Source organism: Prosthecobacter algae (assembly GCF_039542385.1).
Taxonomy (GTDB): Bacteria; Verrucomicrobiota; Verrucomicrobiia; order Verrucomicrobiales; family Verrucomicrobiaceae; genus Prosthecobacter; species Prosthecobacter algae.
Map to the genome: position 1 here is coordinate 93,131 of NZ_BAABIA010000006.1, position 18,747 is coordinate 111,877.

General features: G+C 60.6%; 15 protein-coding genes. 10 read left to right on the plus strand and 5 right to left on the minus strand.

Annotated elements, in window-relative coordinates:
• Positions 1 to 20: 20 nt before the first annotated feature.
• Positions 21 to 2,354 (minus strand): 3-keto-alpha-glucoside-1,2-lyase-like domain-containing protein, encoded by a 2,334-nt coding sequence (locus ABEB25_RS15030; protein ID WP_345737238.1) that lies wholly within the window; start codon positions 2,352 to 2,354, stop codon positions 21 to 23.
• A 364-nt stretch (positions 2,355 to 2,718) separates the two neighbouring features.
• A complete protein-coding gene (locus tag ABEB25_RS15035; protein WP_345737239.1) occupies positions 2,719 to 3,186 on the minus strand; it encodes a transcription elongation factor GreAB in 468 nt (155 codons plus the stop codon).
• A gap of 138 nt (positions 3,187 to 3,324) precedes the next feature.
• Between ABEB25_RS15035 and ABEB25_RS15040 the strand changes: the two genes are divergently transcribed.
• The 5 genes from ABEB25_RS15040 to pseC all read left to right on the plus strand — a co-directional run bounded on the left by ABEB25_RS15040 (position 3,325) and on the right by pseC (position 9,537).
• On the plus strand, positions 3,325 to 5,562 hold the full coding sequence (locus ABEB25_RS15040; RefSeq protein ID WP_345737240.1) for a M48 family metalloprotease: 2,238 nt from the start codon (positions 3,325 to 3,327) through the stop codon (positions 5,560 to 5,562).
• Positions 5,563 to 5,599: 37 nt separating this feature from the next.
• Positions 5,600 to 6,328 (plus strand): metallophosphoesterase family protein, encoded by a 729-nt coding sequence (locus ABEB25_RS15045; RefSeq protein WP_345737241.1) that lies wholly within the window; start codon positions 5,600 to 5,602, stop codon positions 6,326 to 6,328.
• 81 nt (positions 6,329 to 6,409) lie between these two features.
• A complete protein-coding gene (gene pseB, locus ABEB25_RS15050; protein WP_345737518.1) occupies positions 6,410 to 7,426 on the plus strand; it encodes a UDP-N-acetylglucosamine 4,6-dehydratase (inverting) in 1,017 nt (338 codons plus the stop codon).
• A 24-nt stretch (positions 7,427 to 7,450) separates the two neighbouring features.
• On the plus strand, positions 7,451 to 8,371 hold the full coding sequence (locus tag ABEB25_RS15055; protein WP_345737242.1) for a methyltransferase domain-containing protein: 921 nt from the start codon (positions 7,451 to 7,453) through the stop codon (positions 8,369 to 8,371).
• Positions 8,368 to 9,537, plus strand: coding sequence for a UDP-4-amino-4,6-dideoxy-N-acetyl-beta-L-altrosamine transaminase (gene pseC / locus ABEB25_RS15060; RefSeq protein ID WP_345737243.1), 1,170 nt, complete (start codon positions 8,368 to 8,370; stop codon positions 9,535 to 9,537). The genes ABEB25_RS15055 and pseC overlap by 4 nt, the downstream gene beginning before the upstream one ends.
• Before the next feature lie 10 nt (positions 9,538 to 9,547).
• Here the strand turns inward: pseC and ABEB25_RS15065 are convergent, their stop codons facing one another.
• The 3 genes from ABEB25_RS15065 to ABEB25_RS15075 all read right to left on the minus strand — a co-directional run bounded on the left by ABEB25_RS15065 (position 9,548) and on the right by ABEB25_RS15075 (position 14,358).
• Positions 9,548 to 10,279 carry a uracil-DNA glycosylase family protein gene (locus tag ABEB25_RS15065; protein WP_345737244.1) on the minus strand — a complete coding sequence of 244 codons (732 nt, stop codon included), beginning with the start codon at positions 10,277 to 10,279 and terminating at the stop codon, positions 9,548 to 9,550.
• 2 nt (positions 10,280 to 10,281) lie between these two features.
• Positions 10,282 to 11,253 (minus strand): porphobilinogen synthase, encoded by a 972-nt coding sequence (hemB, locus tag ABEB25_RS15070; protein WP_345737245.1) that lies wholly within the window; start codon positions 11,251 to 11,253, stop codon positions 10,282 to 10,284.
• A 78-nt stretch (positions 11,254 to 11,331) separates the two neighbouring features.
• Complete coding sequence (locus ABEB25_RS15075; protein ID WP_345737246.1) at positions 11,332 to 14,358, minus strand: PVC-type heme-binding CxxCH protein; 3,027 nt, start codon at positions 14,356 to 14,358, stop codon at positions 11,332 to 11,334.
• A gap of 157 nt (positions 14,359 to 14,515) precedes the next feature.
• Between ABEB25_RS15075 and ABEB25_RS15080 the strand changes: the two genes are divergently transcribed.
• Genes ABEB25_RS15080 through ABEB25_RS15100 form a run of 5 tightly spaced genes read left to right on the plus strand, consistent with a single transcriptional unit; the run spans position 14,516 to position 18,747 of the window.
• Positions 14,516 to 15,793, plus strand: a complete 1,278-nt coding sequence (locus ABEB25_RS15080) for an NAD(P)/FAD-dependent oxidoreductase (protein WP_345737247.1) — start codon at positions 14,516 to 14,518, stop codon at positions 15,791 to 15,793.
• Positions 15,790 to 16,587 carry a DUF1365 domain-containing protein gene (locus ABEB25_RS15085; protein WP_345737248.1) on the plus strand — a complete coding sequence of 266 codons (798 nt, stop codon included), beginning with the start codon at positions 15,790 to 15,792 and terminating at the stop codon, positions 16,585 to 16,587. The genes ABEB25_RS15080 and ABEB25_RS15085 overlap by 4 nt, the downstream gene beginning before the upstream one ends.
• A complete protein-coding gene (locus ABEB25_RS15090; protein WP_345737249.1) occupies positions 16,584 to 17,873 on the plus strand; it encodes a class I SAM-dependent methyltransferase in 1,290 nt (429 codons plus the stop codon). Before ABEB25_RS15085 ends, ABEB25_RS15090 begins: the two co-directional genes overlap by 4 nt.
• Positions 17,874 to 17,905: 32 nt before the next feature.
• Positions 17,906 to 18,244: a DUF1475 family protein gene (locus ABEB25_RS15095; protein ID WP_345737250.1), complete on the plus strand. Its 339-nt coding sequence runs from the start codon at positions 17,906 to 17,908 to the stop codon at positions 18,242 to 18,244.
• A complete protein-coding gene (locus ABEB25_RS15100; RefSeq protein ID WP_345737251.1) occupies positions 18,241 to 18,747 on the plus strand; it encodes a DUF2062 domain-containing protein in 507 nt (168 codons plus the stop codon). Before ABEB25_RS15095 ends, ABEB25_RS15100 begins: the two co-directional genes overlap by 4 nt.

Genomic DNA, 18,747 nt, shown 5'->3' on the forward strand with positions numbered 1-18,747 from the left:
GACGTGGGACCGAGGGCGGATCACTGAGGCCAGGAATAGGTGATGGTGACCTCTGGGCCGGTGACGGGGAGGAGGAGGTTTTCACCCACGATGCGAGCGCCTGCGGCGGTGATGCGGAGTTTGTTTTCAAAAGCGCGGCCTTCGAAATTGAGCTTGCCTGCGTCAATGAGGAAGCCGCCATCTTTGGACTCGATCTTGCCGGAAGCGAGGCGCAGCCAGGTGTTCGAGGGGACCTTGCCATCGAGCTTCAGCGTACGCTTCAATTGGTTAGGCGCGGCGGTGCTGCGATCGGCCACTTTCAAGCCATTCCATTCATAGAGAAAGGTGGGATGGCGGGAGGCATCAAGCCGATAACCTTTCCAGGCGTAACCTGGAGCGCGTTCCTGCTTTTCAGGCCAGGCGGTCTCCGGTGTGGCGAGGATGGCGAAGGGCTGGCCTTGGGCAGGGCTGAGGACATCGTAGCCCAAGGGGGGCTCATGACCGCCGCCACGGCTGTTCCAGTGTTTGGAAGCATCCATGAAGGCTCCGCGCCAGATGAGGGCGAGGTTCATCTGCTCGGCACTCCAGGCGAGGCTGATGCCGCCAGGATAACCGACAGCGATGCCGCGATTGCCAGCACCGGCGATGAAGTTGCGGTAGATGACTGGCTCGTTTTTGACCACGAGGGGGATGGGATCGAAGTCCTTCTTCTGCTTGGGCTTGGCACCTTTTTCCCAGCCTTTGGGGGTCCAGGTGGAGAGCGGGGTGATGTCGAAGTTGCTGCCCTTCCAGGCGGCAAAGACGGCGATGTCGCCGCCGTCCTGGAAGTATTCCAGGCGGAACTCATGGGGCCCCTGCTCCAACTGAGTGGAGCCTTCCTTGATGTCGCCTGCGGGATGGATGCCGTCATACTCGACGACTGTTTTGCCATCCACCAAGAGGCGAACGCCATCATCCCCGGTGATGTAAAAACGGTAGCTGCCTTTGCGGGGGGCGTGAAGCTGGCCGGTGAAAACGACGCCGAACTCGTTCTTATAGTCGTCGAGCTTGATCTGGATGAGGTTGTCTGCCACTACGCCTTCACGGTGAGGTTTCAATTTAGAGAAGTCGGGAAGGCTTTTCCAGGCTCCCTGATAAAGGGCGAACTTGAGGTCTTTGAGGCCTTCACCAAGGGGCAGAACTTTCATCTTGCCGTTCATGGTGAGGGCATGGCCTGGGAAGGTGCAGACGAAGGGATAGTCGCCGGGCTTTTCAGGGGCGGTGAAGGTGAGGGTCTCCTCCTCGTGAGGATTGAGCATTTTGGAATGCAGCCAGACGCGCTTGTCATCCGGCACCCAGTTGCGCTTGAGGGCGGCCTCGACGTTTTCCATCTGCTTTAGGGCCATGGCGGCGGTATCGGTGCCGGGCTGGCAGAAGACGATGTTGTGCGGGAGGTCATCGCCGTTTTCAAAGATGACCTTCACGGGCTGGCCGGGGCGGACGACGAACTCGGCCTGGTCGTACTTCATCTGCGCGGTCATCGTCTTGATGCGGATGGCCTTGAGAGCTGCTGGGGACGGAGCGGCCTGGGCAGCCGGTTTGGCAGCGGCGTTTTTGGCAGGAGCCGGAGTGCCAGCTTTGTCGGAATCTACGCGAAGCGGGCGTAACCAAATGTTGCGAAAGCGGACGGGGTTCAGGTGGTCCTGAAGCATGAGGTCGCCCTCCTGGGCGGCACTGTCGAACTCGCGATGGAAGTGTACGACGATGCCGTTGTGGATGACGGTGAGCTTGGCCTTGCTGCCGGGTTTGGCGCGCTCGAAGAGGATGTCGTAGGTCTGCCACTCGCCGGGTTTGCGGCTGGCATTGACCATGGGCGGGTAGCTGCTGTAGAGGCCGGAAGCCTGGCCATCGGGGTAGGTGTCGTTCTGGTAGGAGTCGAGGACCTGGATTTCGGGAAAGCCGCCGATGAAGACGCCGCTGTTGCCACGGCCCTGGCCATTGCCAACGACGGTGGCCGGGGTGGCCCATTCCAGGTGGAGGTGGCCATCGCCCTTGAAGGATTCACGGGTGCGGATGCTGCCGCTTCGGCCGACAATTTCGAAGTAGCCGTTTTCGACTTTCCAGAGGGGTTTGTCATCGCCGGGAGGGGAATCTTTGCGAGGCTCGCGCTTCCATTTGGAGAGGTCCTTGCCATCGAAAAGGATGGTGGCATCGGAGGGGGCGGCACCCGCTTTTTCCTGGGTGCTGAAACCGGGCGGGGTGATGACCTGCGGGCGAGGCCGCTGCATGTCATGCGCACGATAGACGCCCCCCGGGGTCATGGGCTGTTCTTTCTTGATATCGGCAGCGTGAAGGCTGCTGGTCAAACCGAGGGCCAGGAGAAACGAAAAACGCATGGTGAATGAGGGCGCAGTTAACGGGAGGGGATGGGGGCTTCTATCGGCGGAAGAGGCCAGGGACTTCAGAGCTGGGGGATGGGGAGAGATTGCAAATTTTCCCCATTTGGGGATTTTTGGCTCCAATGCCTTGAGGATGAGGCGCTTGCGATGGGGATTTGATGGGGAAGAAGATCCCCAAAGGCTCCCCATGGGGAAAATTTCCCCACAGCACTCTCCCGAAAAAGCGGGGTGGAAAAAGAAGCCTGCCGGGAGTGAATCCGGGATGGGGAGAGAGCAACGGAATACCTGGACACTCTAGAATATCCGGCCTGCGACAGGGTATGCAAGGTGCGGAAAGGGCACTTTGAGCCCCCGAATGTGCTCAGAGAACTGAGGTGATGCGGAAGGTGGGGCCGGCGGGGAGTTGGAGGGTCTCCCCTGCCCCTTTGCCCATGAGGCGCTGGCCCAAGGGGGAAGCGGGGGTGATGACGAGAATTTCTTTTCCCTCCAAGATGACCTCGGTGCCGCCAGCACCAGGGCCCATGAAGTAATATTGATCCTCATCCAGGAGGATGAACGAGCCAAGGCGGACGGTGGGGCTGGCGGTGAGGTCCTGGGCGAGTGCCTGGAACAGATGGACGGCTGCCTGGAGTTCCTGCACGCGCTGGGCCTGGCCACGGGCGACGTAGGACGCCTCGAGGGTGCGGGTGTCGTATTTATTCTCGGCGCGGCTGTCGGGATCGGTGGCGGCAGCGAAGGAGGCCCGGGCTCCCCGGGTGAGGGCGGCCAGTTCGTCATCCAGGGTTTTCTGGATGGCAGTGAGGACGGCGGATTTTGAGAGGGGGGCCATGAGACGAGGGGGAGGCAATGAAGGAACGAATCCAGGGATTCGCAACCTGGAGCCTGAATTTGGCCAAAACTTCATTTTCTTGATGAGTTTACTTTAATTTCCATAATTTTAAGATATTTTCATTGGTTTTACACCTCCATGCCCGAATCACCAGCCCCCCAGCCGATGAAGCGCGTGCGCCTGACTCCCTGGCGCGGGCCGTTTCATTTTGTGCTGTTGCTGGTGACGAGCAGTCTGACGCTGCTGCTGCCGCTGGCTTATGCGGTGCTGGTGATGGCGGGTGGCCTTTACCTGGGATGGCGGGGCTTTGAGTGGGTGACGGCCCTGGCGCTGGCGGAAAGCTGGCGATGGCAGGATGTGCTGCCGCTGGCCTGGCTTTTGGCGGGGGCGGTGACATGGATTTTCATGCTGAGGCCGCTGAGGGGCAGGCCCCGATCTGTGACGGTGGCGCTGCAAATCACGCCCTCCAACCAGCCGCGTGTGTTTGAACTGGTGGATGAGATCTGCTGGCACCTGAAGCTGGATGCGCCGCAGGAAATCTGGCTGGACACGTCCATCGGCATCCGCTCATCGGTGCGCGGCGGGGTGCGGGGAGTGGTCGGTGGGGAGCTGATTTTGCACATCGGGCTGCCGATCGTCTCGGTGATGAGTGCGAGGGAGTTTGCGGCGATGCTGGTGAGGGAGCTGGCGATGAACGCGGGGGGGATGGGAACGACTTTTTCGCATCTGGTGAGAGAATTGAACGCGTGGTTTTATCGTGCGCTGCATGAGCGGGACCCATGGGAGCCTGCACTGCGGGCACGGCGGGAGAAAGAAGGCCCCCTGCAACGAGGAGTGAGGCTGACGGCGTGGCTGTGGATGACGGTGGCGAAGCTGCCCTTTGGTCTGTTCGTGATGGCGGCGCGGATGATCAGTGCGGTGGCGCTGCTGAGTCTGGGAGCGGGCGCGGACCGGGCTGGAGCGAAGGTGCTGGGCAAGGGAGCATGGAAGCGGCTGCAGGCGAAGATGGAACTGCTGCAGGGAGCCTGGGAGGCGACGCGCAAGGAGATCCAGCGGGGGCTGGGCCAGCAAAGGCTGCCCGACAATCTGGCCCTGCTGCTGGCGCGACATGTGGCGGGCGCGGCGCGGACAAAGGAGTCTGCCGAGCAGGATGCGCCGCCGGTGCCCGAGGACGCGAAGAGACTTTTTCAAGAGCTGCCCAATGATGTGCCAGCGGCCTCGCTGGTGCGGGGGTTTGTGGATCTGGCGCGGCAGGTGACGTGCTTTTACTACCAGCATGAGCTGGGGATAGGCCTGCATGAGAACCGGCTGGTGGCGGATGAGGAGGTGATCCACCAAAACCGGCGGGAAGATGAATCGCTGGTGATCATCCGGCGCTACTTCAGCGGGCTGGCCCACCCGGAACGGGCGATGTGCGGGCTGGGGGCAACGCACCCGGTTTCGCCAGGGCTGGAGCAGCTCAAGGAAGAGATCCTACGGGTGCGGCGGGAGACCCGTGAATGGGGCTGCCGGCTGAAGCTGGCGCTGCAAGAATGGAACCTGGCGTGGCAGCGGCGGCGCGACCTGGAGGCGGCGGCGGTGCTGAGCCAGGCGGGATTCACGGTCTCGCGCATCCAGTTTGGAACGGATGACACGACGCCGCAGTCCCTGCGAAGCGAGGCGGCGCGGCAGCGGATGCTGATGGAGCACATGGAATCTGCGCTGGTGGCCTATGAAATGAAGATGGAGAGCCGCTTTGCCGCGGCACTGGGGCTGCTGTGGTGGAGCCCAAAGGAGATGATGGACGACCGGCTGGCAGAGCGGCGGAAAGACCTTGCGGCGTGGGTTTCCATCTATGAAGCGATGGCAGGGGCGCTGCCGTGTTTTCGCGAACTACTGACGACGTTTTTTGCCTTTCAGACGCTGGGGGCGCGGCATGCGAACCTGGAAGACCGAGGCAGCTTTTTCACCGCGCTGCAATCGGTGGTGCCGAAGATGACAAACCTGGTAAAGCAGATCCTTTCGACGATGGACGGGGCAATGTACCCCTTTGCCCCAAACAAAAGGGCGGTGAGACTGAACGAGCACCTGCTGCAAGGCAAGCTGCCGGAGCCGATCAACATCTCGATGAATCCAGGGTCGGCGGTGGACATCAAGGCGCTGTCGGCCAAGATGGCGGCGGATGCGGGTGAGGTGATCGCGCCGTTTGTGGATCGTTTTTTAAACTTGTACCATCAGTCCTATGCGTGGCTGGCGGAATCTGCGGAGCTGACGGAAGCGCAATTTCTGGGGCCAAACAGTCTGGGCGCCGAGGTGGAAATGCTGATGCCGGAAGAATTTGCACGGATGCAGGAGGCGAAGCCACAGGGCAGCAAGTCACGACTGCCTGCAAAATAATGTTTACGCCTGAGCCTGGACGCGCAAAGGTGGGCCGATGCGAATCCTGGCTATCGGAGACATCCACGGCTGTTCCATCGCTCTGCGGGCACTGCTGGATGCGGTGAAGCCTGGGAGCGATGATGTCTTGATCACCCTGGGTGATTACGTGGACCGAGGACCGGACTCGAAGGGGGTGATCGATATCCTGCTAGGACTGGAAGAAACGACGCAGTTGAAGCCGCTGATGGGCAACCATGAGATCCTATTTATGGATGCGATGGCGGAGCAACTGGATGTGGAGGCCTGGCTGAGGGTGGGCGGGAGGGAAACGCTGCTTTCCTACGCGCCAGACCACAGCACCCTGTCGTGGAACAACATCCCGCAGGCGCATGTGGAATTTTTAAAAGAGCGCTGCCTGCGCCACTGGGAGACGGAGTATCACCTCTTTGTGCATGCGAATGCGAATGCGGTCTTTCCCCTGGCGGATCAGAGCGATGACTGGCTTTTCTGGACGCGGTTTGACGATAGCTACCCGCATGTTTCCGGCAAGACGATGGTGTGCGGCCACACGGCACAGAAGAGCGGGATGCCTGCCCTGCGGACGAAAGCGATGTGCCTGGACACGTGGGCCTATGGCGAAGGCTGGCTGACGTGCCTGGACATTCAAAGCGGTGAATTCACCCAGGCGAACCAGGCGGGGGAGGTGAAAAGATTCACCCTGGCGGATCTGGAAGGTCACGGCGGTGAAAAAACCACGCAACTGCCAGTAAGCCCGCCCAACTGACATTTAGACCTTGCGAGGCTGTTGCCTGCGTACAAGTGTCAGCCGTCGGGCCATCGCCCTTTTACAACCCAGGAATTTTCTATCATCGTGTCATCAGCTCGCTCGATTCTCGTCACCGGAGGCACCGGTTCGTTCGGTCAAAAATGCATCGCCACCCTGCTTACGGATCCGGAGGTGAAACGCATCGTGATTTACTCCCGCGATGAGTTGAAGCAGTTCGAAATGGGGCAGAAATTCACGGACCCAAGGCTGCGTTATTTCATCGGCGACGTGCGTGACAAGGACCGCCTGCAGCGTGCGCTGGAAGGGGTGGACACCGTGATCCACGCAGCGGCGCTGAAGCAGGTGCCTGCGGCGGAGTACAACCCGATGGAGTTCATCAAAACGAACGTCCTGGGGGCGGAAAACCTCATCGAAGCCTGCCTGGACAACGATGTGCAGAACGTGGTGGCCCTTTCCACCGACAAGGCGGCGGCGCCGATCAATCTTTATGGCGCGACGAAGCTGTGCTCGGACAAGCTTTTCATCGCGGCAAACAACGTGCGCGGGGACCGGAAGATCAAATTCAGCGTGGTGCGTTACGGCAATGTGATGGGATCACGCGGATCGGTGATTCCCTTTTTCCTGGATAAGCGCAAGACTGGGGTGCTGCCGATCACGGACCCTGAGATGACGCGCTTTAACATCACGCTCGAAGAGGGTGTGGAGCTGGTGATGCACGCGCTGAAGCATGCGATCGGCGGGGAGATCTTTGTGCCGAAGATCCCGAGCTACCGGATCACGGATGTGGCGGAAGCCATCGGGCCGGAATGTGAGAAGCCGGTGGTGGGCATCCGCCCGGGCGAGAAGATCCACGAAGAGATGGTGACCTCCACGGATGCGCTGCAGACGATTTCGACGGACAAGCACTACATCATCGTGCCGAACAAGCACCGGCAGCCGCTGGAGGTGACGATCAAGGCTTTCTGTGATCACCACGGCGCGACGCCGGTATCCTCCGGGCTGGCCTACAACTCCGGCACCAACACGGAATGGATGACCGTGGAAGAAATCCGGAAACTGATCCAGTCCCACGTGGACCCGACCTTCACTGTCTAATTCCCTTTTATCCGACTTGCTGACATGAGTTCCGCCATTACTCCCTGGGATCTAAAAAGAGCTTATCAGGAGGGGCAAAATCTGATGAAGATTCTTCGTCAGGAGGCAGGTGCCACCGGCAATGACGAGAAGATGATCGAGCTGTCGTACGACCTGCAATCGGGATCGTACGTGGGGGCGCTGGCGGACCCGGTGCTGCTGGCACACAAGCGTGAATATTGCCGGCATGTGGCGGCGCTGCTGGAAAGCCTGGGGCCAGTGAGCAGCCTGCTGGATGCGGGGATGGGCGAGGGCAACATGCTGTGGCTGACGCTTTCCCAAATGGTGAACCCGCCGCTGCAGGTGCATGGCTTTGACCTGTGCTGGTCGCGCATGGCGGTGGCCCGCGAGTGGCTGGAGAAGCAGGAGCCGTGCTTTGAGATCCAGATCAGCACGGGCAGCCTGACGGAGATCCCGTACATGGACAACAGCGTGGATGTGGTGTGGACGAACCATTCCATCGAGCCGAACCACGGACGCGAGGCGGCGATCCTTTCCGAGCTGCACCGGGTGTGCCGCCGCTATGTGGTGATGCTGGAGCCTGCCTATGAACTGGGCAGCGATGAGGCGAGGAAGCGCATGGATGAGCATGGCTACTGTCGCAACCTGGCAGGAACGGCCAAGGAGCTGGGCTTTCGAGTGCACCGACATGAGATCTTTGCGGGCAACCGCAATCCGCGGAACCCGACGGCGGTGCTGATTTTGGCGAAGGATGAAAACGCTACCCCGGTGACGCCGCGCCGCTGCTGCCCGGTGTACAAGACCGAGCTGACCCCGATGCGGGACTGCTGGTACAGCAAGGAATCCATGCGGGCCTATCCAATTCTCAACGGCATCCCCTGCCTGAGAAGCAGCCAGAGCATCGTGGCGAGCAAATTGGCCGAGACTTTTCCCACTGATTCATGAGTTCCTTTTTACCCTATGGCCGCCAGTCTTTGGACGCAGAAGACCTGCAGGCGGTGATGGATGTGCTGAAGTCCGACTTTCTGACCCAGGGCCCTGCCATCGGCCGTTTTGAAAAGGCAGTGACGGACTGGTGCGGGGCAAAGCATGGCATTGCGATGTCCAACGGCACGGCGACGCTGCATCTGGCGGCGAAGGCGATGGGGCTGAAACATGGCGACTGGCTGTGGACGAGCCCGATCACGTTTGTGGCCTCGGCCAATGCGGGGCGGTACTGCGGGGCGAATGTGGACTTTGTGGATGTGGATCCGGGAACGGTGAACCTGTGCCCGGAGCGGCTGGAAGCGAAACTGCAGCAGGCTGAAAAAGACGGGAAGCTGCCGAAGATCGTGGTGCCGGTGCACTTCGCCGGGCAGCCCTGTGCGATGGACCGCATCCATGCGCTGGGGCAGAAGTATGGCTTTAAGATCCTGGAAGATGGTGCCCATGCGCTGGGCGGCAGCTATGAGGATGAACGGATCGGCAACTGCCGGTGGTCGGATGCGGTATCGCACAGCTTTCACCCGGTGAAGATCGTGACGAGCGGCGAGGGCGGGATGATCACGACCAACGACGACGAACTGGCCTGGAAGATCGGCATGCTGCGCACGCACGGCATCACGCGCGATGCCGACCGGATGGTGGGCGAATCCGAAGGGCCGTGGTATTATCAGCAACTGGAGCTGGGCTACAACTTCCGCATGACGGACATCCAGGCCGCGCTGGGGGCGAGCCAGATGACGAAGCTGGATGCCTTTGCCGCGAGGCGGCGGGAGATTGCGGCCTTGTACGATCAGGCGTTAGGCGGGTTGCCGCTGCGACCGCTGGCAAGGGACCCGAAGGGCATCAGCGGCTGGCACCTTTACATGATCCGGCTGAACCTGGCCGAGATCTCGCAGACACGCAGGCAGGTCTTTGAAAGCCTGCGCGCGCAAGGCATCGGGGTGAATGTGCATTACATCCCGGTGCATTTGCAGCCTGACTATGTGAGGCTGGGCTTTCATGCGGGGATGTTCCCAGAGGCGGAGCAGTATTACCAGGAAGCGATCACGCTGCCGATGTTCCCTGCGATGAAGGACGAGGACATCCTGCGGGTGCGTGATGCGCTGGCGGTAGCGACGGGTGTTTAGATACTTTCGGTTAGGCCTCCCAGACACCCTGCCTGATGAGTTGCTTGGTGGCTTCGCCGGGCCAGTCGCGGTTGGCGAGCGGGCTGGCGGGACTGGGGTGGAGGACACGACCGACTTTGAAGGGGGTGCCGAGGTTGTCTTTGGCACGCTGGGCGCGGGCCTCGGCAAAGGCACCGACGCCGATGACCCATTCGGGATCGAGGGTGGCGATGACTTGGCAGAGGTGGGCGTCGCAGAGCTTTTCCATGGCCTCGGATTCACTGGCGGGGAGCTTGTCCGGGGTGCGGTTGCGGCCACCTTCCTCCATGAAGACGAGGGGGCAGTAATTGGCCACAAAATGCTCCTTGAAGAAGTTTTCAGCCGCGCCAAAACGCTGGGCGAAGAGTCCCCAGAGGCGGCGACCACTGACTTCGGAGTTTTTGCAGGCAAACCCGGTGACGCGGCGTTTGGGGTGCTCGTGCTCGGGATGTCCTACTTCCGTTTCGATCTTCATCCAGTCGCGGACGGCGGCGATTTCGCCAAAGGGAACACCAGTCTGGGTCATGCCGAAGGGGCCAGGGTTCATGCCGACGAGGACGACGCGTTTTTTGCCTTCGCCGTAACGGCTGAGGTAGAGTTCATGAGGAACGCGGGCGTATTCGAGGGGATTGTAAACGTAGGCCGTGGGCGGGGCGAAGGTGAGGGAGGCGAGGCTGCTGCTGAGATCACGCGCAGCCTGGATGAGTCGGGAAGAGGTGGACATGATTACAGGACGGCGGCGATCTTTTTGGCAAAGTAGGTTAGGATCATGTTGGCCCCGGCACGGCGGATGCCGAGGAGGGATTCCATGGCCACTTTGTCCTCATCAAGCCAGCCTGCGGCGGCTCCAGCCTTGATCATGAGATACTCGCCACTGACCTGATAGGCGGCGATGGGAAGGGTGCTGGCATCACGGATACGGGCGATGATGTCGAGGTAAGGTCCTGCGGGCTTGACCATGAGGATGTCGGCCCCTTCGGATTCATCGAGGGCGGCTTCACGAAGGGCCTCGATGGTGTTGGCGGGGTCCATCTGATAGGTCTTTTTGTCGCCCGCCTTGGGGGCGGAATCAAGCGCACCACGGAAGGGGCCATAGTAGGCGCTGGCGTACTTGGCGGTGTAGCTCATGATGGAGACCTGGGTGAAGTCGGCATGGTCCAGGGCTGCACGGAGGGCAGCAACACGGCCATCCATCATGTCGCTGGGAGCCACGATGTCTGCCCCGGCGCGGGCATGGCAGAGGGCCTGCTGGCAGAGGACTGCGACGGTTTCGTCATTGAGGATGCGGCCATCGGCAGCGACGAGGCCATCGTGGCCGTCGCTGTTGTAGGGATCCAGGGCCACATCGGTGATGACCATGAGCGTGGGGTGGGCGGCCTTGAGCGCACGGATGGCGCGAGGGACGAGGCCATCATCATTGTAGCATTCCTCGGCACCGGGAGTTTTCAGCTCATCGGGGATGCGGGGAAACAGAACGACACCGGGAATGCCGAGGGCGTGGGCTTCACCCGCCTCCTGGACGAGATCTGCCAGGCACCAGCGCTGGCAGCCGGGCATGGCGCTGATGGGGGTGTTTTCATCGCCTTCCTGAAGGAAGAGCGGGTAGATCAGGTTTCCGGGGGTGAGCACGGTTTCGCGCACCATGTCCCGGATGGCGGGAGACTGGCGGTTGCGGCGCGGGCGGATGGAAAGATTCATCCTTCCAAGATGGGCAGCGCAGCGGGGAGGTCAAATTGAGGCGCGATGTTCTGAACGAAGCCTCCTGGAGGCGGATGGCTATTCAACGGCCTCGATGAAGCTGATGAGATCGGCCATGTCCTGCTCGGTCATCCCCTGCTCCAGGCCTTCTGGCATGAGGCTTTGGCCGGAGGAACTGCTGCCGAGGATGTTGGAACGCTGGACGGTGATTTCGGCCCCGCCCATCATTTTGAGCGTCATGCTGCTGGCGTCGTCCTTGGCGATGATGCCGCTGAGGGTCTGGCCGTCTTTGGTATTGACGGTGTAGGCGATGTATTGGGAGGCGACTTCCTTATGCGGCTCGACAATGGCGGTGAGGAGGCCGTCTTTGCCACGGGTTTTCACGGTGGTGACATTGGGACCGACCTCAATCCCCTGCCCGTTGGCCACGTGGCAGGCGAGACAGCGGGACATGAAAACGGCACCGCCTGCGGTGGCGTCGCCTTTGAGGGAGAGGGCCGCCTGGAATTTCTTCACCACTTCCTCACGCGATGGAGGAATGACGGTGGCCAGGGCGGTGCGGGCGAGAGCGGCCACTTTGCCATTTTTATGCTTGGCGAGATCCTGGACCTGGGAGGCGGAGAGATCTGCCGCTGTGGGAGCGCCTTCGGTTTTACCCAGGGCCGTCAGCAGAGCCGTGGCGCGATCATCGCGGGAAACGAGGGCTGCCAGGGCAGCGGTGCGGGCCTGGGAGGCGAGGTGAGGCCAGGAGGTGATGAGAGCCTGCGTGACCTCTGGCTGGCTGAAGGTGGCGAGATAGCGGATGGCAGCAGCCTGCAGGGCTTCCGACTGGCCTGCGGCCAAGCAGACCTGCAAGCTGGGGATGGCGGAGGCGGGGCGGGAAAGGGCCACCAGTTCCATGGCGGCGAGGCGGTCTTTGTCGGAAGCTTTCAGATTGGCCACGGTCTCGGTGGCGGCGGCAAAGGCGGGGGTGAGTTTTTTCTCTTTATCCACGGCCTCAAGGGTGGTGCCGGAGCGGCGAAGACCTTCGGCCAGGGCACGAATGGCTTTGGGGGATGGCGAGGCCCCGAGAGACTGGATGAGGGCCGTCACTTCCTTTGTATTGTTGCGGGCGGCGATGGTTTCAATGAGGCCCAGGGACAGGGCTTCGTCAGTTTCCGTCTTGCCGGAGGAGCGGGTCTGATAGACCGCGAAGGCCTGTTCCGGCGGGGCGGAAAGGAGGGCATGACGGAGCCAGTCCTCGCGAGGAGCGATGGAGGCGAGGGCCTGAGCTTGCCCTGAATGGGAAACTTGGCCGAGGGTGAGGGCGAGCTGGAAGCGGACACGAGCACTCGGATCTGCCGTCAAGGTAAGCAGCTTCTGCCAAAGGGCCTCTGGGGATGATGCAGCCTGAAGAAGGGGCTCGGCCAGGAAGATGGCGTGCTCGCGGACATGAGCGTCGTCGTTGTTCAAAGCGATCATGAGGGTATCCGGGCGGAGGGACTTGAGACCCTGAAGGGCATTGAGCCGATGGATGACGGCGAGAGGTTCCTTGAGCTCTGCGAGGTCTTTTTCTAGAAGGGCCACGGCGGCCTTGTCCTGACGCTCATAGAGGAGCCGGGCGGCAGTATCGCGGTGCCAGCCATTGGGATGGGCGAGGGCGGCCACCAACTCTTCCAGACTGGCTTTGTCCAAGGCAGGACGGGTGCGGTAGGGGGCAGCCTTTGTTTCGCCACTTTTGGTTATTCTCCAGATGCGGCCACGATCATTGCCACTGTTGAGGTCGAGGTGTTTCTTGATCTCATCGGGCACGCTCCAGGGGTGCTCGATGACTTCGCGATACATGTCGCAGATGTAGAGGTGGCCATCGGGGGCATTGGCAAAATTGACCACGCGCACCCAGGTGTCCTTGCTGGCGGCGAATTCGTAACCATGTTCATCGGCGGGACGTTCGCCCAGGAGGTCAATGCCGTTGTCGGCATAACGGATCTGTTTGCGATGGATGAGCTGGCCGCCGGCATCGCCGCTGAAGCTGTTGTTCACGAAGTCCGGGCCGTATGCATCGCCACGGTAGATGGTGGTGCCGGTGGCGCCGGTGAAGTAACCGCTAACGCGGCCCCCGCCCTCGACCGAACCTTTGACGACCCCGGCGATGCGCCAGCGGGTGCGGATGATGCGCCAAGGTTCATCCGGGCTGAGGCGGAAGACCTCGGCCGCGCCGCCATCTACCGCGATGCTTTTGCGTGCGGCGGGCATGGAGTAGAGCGGATTCCGGGAGGCATAACGGCCGTCATAGACCCAGTACTGGAGGTGGTCTGAATTTGAGCAGCCGAACTTGCGACCGTAGTTGTCAAAGCTCATGCCATACTGGGCACCGCCGCCCTCAAGACCGAACTCATGGGTGAGCGGATCAAACCAGAAGTCCTTGCCACCGATCTCGATGCCGGGCAGGTCGGGACGTTTGAGGCAGGTGACGATGCCCCGGTTCCCACCACCGGCGAGGATGTGGACGCGGTTGTCCTGGCCCCACTGAAAGCTGTTCATCAGGCCCTGGACATTGAGGATCTTCAGGCCGGTGCCAAAACCGCTGAAGGCCTTTTCGCGGACCTCGGCCTTGCCATCACCATCCTTGTCCTCGAAGCGCCAGATATCGGGCGTGGCACCCACGTAGAGGCCGCCATTGGCCCAGATGAGTCCGGTGGGCCAGGGAAGGTTATCGGCAAAAACATGGCTGGTTTCAAAGAAACCGTCGCCGTCCTTGTCCTCCAGCATGGAGACGCGTCCCAGATGGGGGGTGACGTCACGCATCTCGGAGTAATCAATCATTTCGCAGACGAACATGCGGCCGCGTTCATCAAAGCAGACGGCGATGGGGTCGCGGACGAGAGGTTCATGGGTGGCCAGTTCCAGATCGAAGCCTTTTTTCACCTGCCAGGTGGTGCGGGCGTCCTTGGGCTCCACGGCGGGATAGCGGGGCAGGTCTTTAGCGGGATCCACCTGGACGGCATTTTGGGTGGGACCGTAGGCCTCCGCATGGGTGGTCCTGGACTTGATGCCATTGGCAGGCGGCGGGACTGCCAAGGCGAATCCGGAGAATCCGAGGGTGAGAAGGAGGAACGGCTTCATGAGAGGAAATACCCTGAAACCAACGGTGCAGCGAGCATGGTCTGTGCTCGGCGCATCACAGGAACAGGTACTTTTATCGCGGGTGATGAAAACCAGATGAATCCGCCGCGCCTCGCCAGTCGAAGAACTGAGGAATTTAGACAGCCATCTTCGACAAATGTCACTTCCCCGCCTCGCCATCATCGGAACCGGTATTTCCGGACTGGGCTGTGCTCACTTTTTGCACAAGCTCTATGACCTGACGATGTACGAGGCGGCCGACTACATCGGAGGGCATACAAACACGGTGACGGTGACCGAGGATGGCCAGGAGCTGCCGATTGATACGGGGTTCATGGTCTTCAATCACCAGACTTATCCCCTGCTCTGCCGTCTGTTCAAAGAGCTGGGGGTGGAGACGAAACGGACGGACATGTCCTTCAGCCTGCGGCATGTGCCGACGGGCTATGAATACAATGGCAAGAACCTGGACACGATCTTTGGCCAGCGAAGCAACCTGCTGAGCCCGAGGTTTTGGAAATTTCTGCTGAAGATCAAACGCTTCAACGAAGAGACGGTGGCGGCGATGAATGATCCACAGTTCGAGCACATGACGCTGCGGGAGTATGCGAAGGCGCGGAACTATGGGCAGGATTTTCTGGACCTGTATGTCATCCCCATGGGCAGTGCGGTGTGGTCCACCCCACCAGAGCTGATGATGGAGTTTCCAGCGCGGACGCTGATGCACTTTTGGTTCAACCATGGCTTTCTGGGCATGGAGACACGGCACCCCTGGTGGACGGTGGTGGACGGATCCCGCCAGTATGTGCGGAAGCTGGTGCCGCCATTCTGGGACCGCATCCGCCTGAACACGCCGGTGGAAAAGATCGAGCGGCAGGGGGGCAAGGTGATCATCCATGCCAAGGGCCACGCGCCCGAGACTTATGACAAGGTGATCCTGGCGACGCATGCGCCCACCTCGCTGAGGATGCTGGCCGAGCCGACGGCGCTGGAGCAGGAGCTGCTGCCGCATTTTAAGTACCAGGCCAACATGGCGACGCTGCACACAGATGATCGCTTTCTGCCGACGACGCGCAAATGCTGGGCGGCCTGGAACTACCACATCGAATTCGACAAGAGCGGAGCCATCCAGCCGAGCACGCACTACTGGATGAACCTGCTGCAAGGGGTGTCTGAAAAGACGAATTACTTTGTCAGCATCAATGGAGAGGATGCGATTGATCCGGCGAAGGTGATCCGCCGCATTGCCTATGAGCATCCTTTGTTTGACGTGAAGGCGACGGCTGCGCAAAAGCGGCTACCGGAACTGAACCGGATCTCGCGAGACCAGACGACGTATTACTGCGGGGCGTGGTTCCGCTATGGTTTTCACGAGGATGGCTTCATGTCTGCGGTGAACCTGTGCCGTGACCTTCTGGGGGAGGAGCCGTGGTGACCGCAAAATCCGCCATCTATGAATGCGAGGTGATGCACCATCGGCTAAGCCCGAAGGAGCACCGCTTCAGCTACAATCTGTTTTATCTTTGGTTAGACCTGGACGAGCTGGATGCGCTTTCGGATGGCTTGCGTTTGTTCAAACGGAACCGTTGGGCACTCTTCTCGTTCTTTGATGCGGACCACATTGTGAAAGGGCAGGCCGGAGCACGGGAAAATGTGCTGCAGGTGGCCCGTGAAGCCGGGGTGGATACTTCGGCAATCGCCAAGGTGCGGCTGCTGACCTTCCCAAGGGTGCTGGGATACATCTTCAATCCGGTGTGCTTTTACTACTGCTTTGATGCGGATGAACAGCCGGTCTGCGCGGTGGCGGAGGTGACCAACACGTATCACGAGCAGAAGCCGTATGTGATGACGCAGCAGGAGGGGGATCGGTTTCGGCTGATCACGCCGAAGCATTTTTATGTCTCGCCGTTCTTTGGGCTGGAGCTGAATTTTGACTTCAAGCTGCGGCTGCCCACCGAGCGGCTGGAGATCCATGTGGATGACCGGGACGGGGATGAACGGGTTATGCTGACGAGCCTGACCGGCAAACGCCGGGACCTGAGCGATGCGGCCCTGCTGGCCTGCGCCTTCAAATACCCGCTGCTGACCCTGAGAGTGATTTTTCTGATTCACTGGCATGCTTTCCGCCTTTGGCTTAAGGGTCTACGTGTTCACCGGAAAGCGGACCAAGCCGAACTGCAACGCGGTGTGTACCGCCCCCACCGCTCCATTTCTCCCATCAAGCCATGAACTCGACCACGCTGAGCCTCGAAGAAGACGAAGTCGTCTCACCCGCACGTACCACCTGGCAAGGAGCGGGCTTTTATGAACGGCTAGTGATGAGCACGCTGAAGCAGTTCCCGGCCGGAGCGCTGACCATGACGCTACCTGACGGGCGTGAGCATCGCCTGGGCCAGCGGGACGCCTCGCAGGTGCTGGAGATGAAAATCCACAATCTGGAGTTCTTCCGTCACTGTGCGCTGTATGGGAACATCGGTTTTGGAGAATCCTATGTGCATGGAGACTGGGATGCGGAGGATGTGGCGGGAGTGATCGCCTGGTTCATCCAAAACATCCATCAGACGCAGGGCAGCCGGGCATCCTCGACCAAGCTAAAGGGGATGAACCTGCTGAAGACCTACAACCGGCTGCTGCACCGACTGCGCCCGAACAGCCTGAAGACAAGCCGCCGAAACATCGCGGAACATTATGACCTGGGGAATGACTTTTACTCGCTGTGGCTGGACCGAACGATGACGTATTCGGCGGCCCGGTTTGAGCATGAAGGACAGCCGCTGGAGGAGGCCCAGTACAGCAAGTATGAGGCGCTGTGCCAGAAGCTGGAGCTGAAGCCCACGGATCATGTGCTGGAGATCGGCTGCGGGTGGGGCGGCTTTTGTACGCATGCAGCCCGTGAACATGGCTGCCGGGTGACGGCGGTGACGATCTCGCAGGAGCAACACAAGTATGCGACGGAAAGGGTGAAGCGGGAGGGGCTGGACCATCTCATCGAGATCCGCCTGCAGGATTACCGGCTGGTGACGGGCCAGTTTGACAAGATCGCCTCAATTGAAATGCTGGAGGCAGTGGGCGATGCTTATGTGGAAGGCTACTTTGCCAAGTGCCATGAAGTGCTGAAGCCGGAAGGTCTGCTGGCTTTCCAGGTGATCACGGTGCCGGACTGCCGCTACAAGAATCTGGTGCAGGGGGTGGACTGGATCCAGAAACACATCTTCCCGGGTTCTCTGCTGCTGAGCATGGCGCGGGTGAATGGGGCCATCAATAAAACGGGGGACCTATTTTTGCACGGGCTAGAGGATCTGGGGGCCGGGTATGCCAAGACGCTGCGGCTGTGGTTTGAACGATTCAATGCGCGGCTGGATGAGGTGAAGGCGCTGGGCTTTGACGAGACCTTTGTGAGGAAGTGGAATTTCTACCTGCAATACTGCGAGGCGGCCTTTGCCACACGTAACATCAGTGTGGTGCAGGCGGTGTATACCCGGCCTAACAATGGCAGCCTGCACCGGACATGGTGAGTGCTGTCCCAATCTGATCCCCCTTCCCACCCATGATCGTCTTTCTCCGTGTCTTTTTCATCGTCGTCCTGATCTCCATGCTGGCGGTCACGACCTGGGCGAGCAAGCAGGTGCCGCTGTGGAAGATCCCGTATGAGACGTGGACCCACCCGTGGTGGATCGCGACCCTGTTTGATGCGTATTGGGGGTTCCTGACGTTTTACTGCTGGGTCGTTTACAAGGAGACCTCCGTGCTAGCGCGTGCATTGTGGCTGGTGGCGATCCTGCTTCTGGGGAACATTGCGATGGCGGTGTATGCGCTGATCCAGCTTTTCCGGGTGCCTGCAAACGGGTCCATCGAAACGGTGCTGCTGAGGAGGAAACGGGCATGACGGAAGCCCGGCCCTCCTTTTGGCGGCGACGGGTGGTGAACCCGATCGTGCAGCAACTGACGCAAGGCACGAGCCCCGGCAAGATCGCCCAGGCCATCGGCTGGGGAGTGGTCGTGGGGGTGTTTCCCATCATTGGATCGAACACCCTGCTGGCCTTGCTGGTGGGCATCCCGCTGAAGCTGAACCAACCGGTGCTGCATGTATTCAAAACTCTGGCCTATCCCCTGCAGTGGGCGATGCTGCTGGGATTTTACCGGGCTGGGGAGTGGCTGTTCCATGCGCCGCATGTGAGCATTCACATCCCGACGATGATGGAACGTTTCTTCGCGGAGCCCGGGCCGTTTTTCCGCGATTACGGGATGACGGCGCTGTATGGCATCGCGGTGTGGTGCCTGGTGGCCCCGGCGATCCTGGCGGCGATCTATTTAACCACGAAACCGCTGATCGAGCGGCTGGACAAACTCAGGCAGTCGCGCAGCCAAGCGGCGACGGCCACCACCTGA

Excerpts from the sequence above, each read along its gene's own strand:
- ABEB25_RS15030 (WP_345737238.1), bottom strand. The coding sequence starts at position 2,354 with ATGCGTTTTTCGTTTCTCCTGGCCCTCGGTTTGACCAGCAGCCTTCAC.
- ABEB25_RS15035 (WP_345737239.1), bottom strand. The coding sequence starts at position 3,186 with ATGGCCCCCCTCTCAAAATCCGCCGTCCTCACTGCCATCCAGAAAACC.
- ABEB25_RS15040 (WP_345737240.1), top strand. The coding sequence starts at position 3,325 with ATGCCCGAATCACCAGCCCCCCAGCCGATGAAGCGCGTGCGCCTGACT.
- ABEB25_RS15045 (WP_345737241.1), top strand. The coding sequence starts at position 5,600 with ATGCGAATCCTGGCTATCGGAGACATCCACGGCTGTTCCATCGCTCTG.
- ABEB25_RS15055 (WP_345737242.1), top strand. The coding sequence starts at position 7,451 with ATGAGTTCCGCCATTACTCCCTGGGATCTAAAAAGAGCTTATCAGGAG.
- pseC (WP_345737243.1), top strand. The coding sequence starts at position 8,368 with ATGAGTTCCTTTTTACCCTATGGCCGCCAGTCTTTGGACGCAGAAGAC.
- ABEB25_RS15065 (WP_345737244.1), bottom strand. The coding sequence starts at position 10,279 with ATGTCCACCTCTTCCCGACTCATCCAGGCTGCGCGTGATCTCAGCAGC.
- hemB (WP_345737245.1), bottom strand. The coding sequence starts at position 11,253 with ATGAATCTTTCCATCCGCCCGCGCCGCAACCGCCAGTCTCCCGCCATC.
- ABEB25_RS15075 (WP_345737246.1), bottom strand. The coding sequence starts at position 14,358 with ATGAAGCCGTTCCTCCTTCTCACCCTCGGATTCTCCGGATTCGCCTTG.
- ABEB25_RS15080 (WP_345737247.1), top strand. The coding sequence starts at position 14,516 with ATGTCACTTCCCCGCCTCGCCATCATCGGAACCGGTATTTCCGGACTG.
- ABEB25_RS15090 (WP_345737249.1), top strand. The coding sequence starts at position 16,584 with ATGAACTCGACCACGCTGAGCCTCGAAGAAGACGAAGTCGTCTCACCC.
- ABEB25_RS15095 (WP_345737250.1), top strand. The coding sequence starts at position 17,906 with ATGATCGTCTTTCTCCGTGTCTTTTTCATCGTCGTCCTGATCTCCATG.
- ABEB25_RS15100 (WP_345737251.1), top strand. The coding sequence starts at position 18,241 with ATGACGGAAGCCCGGCCCTCCTTTTGGCGGCGACGGGTGGTGAACCCG.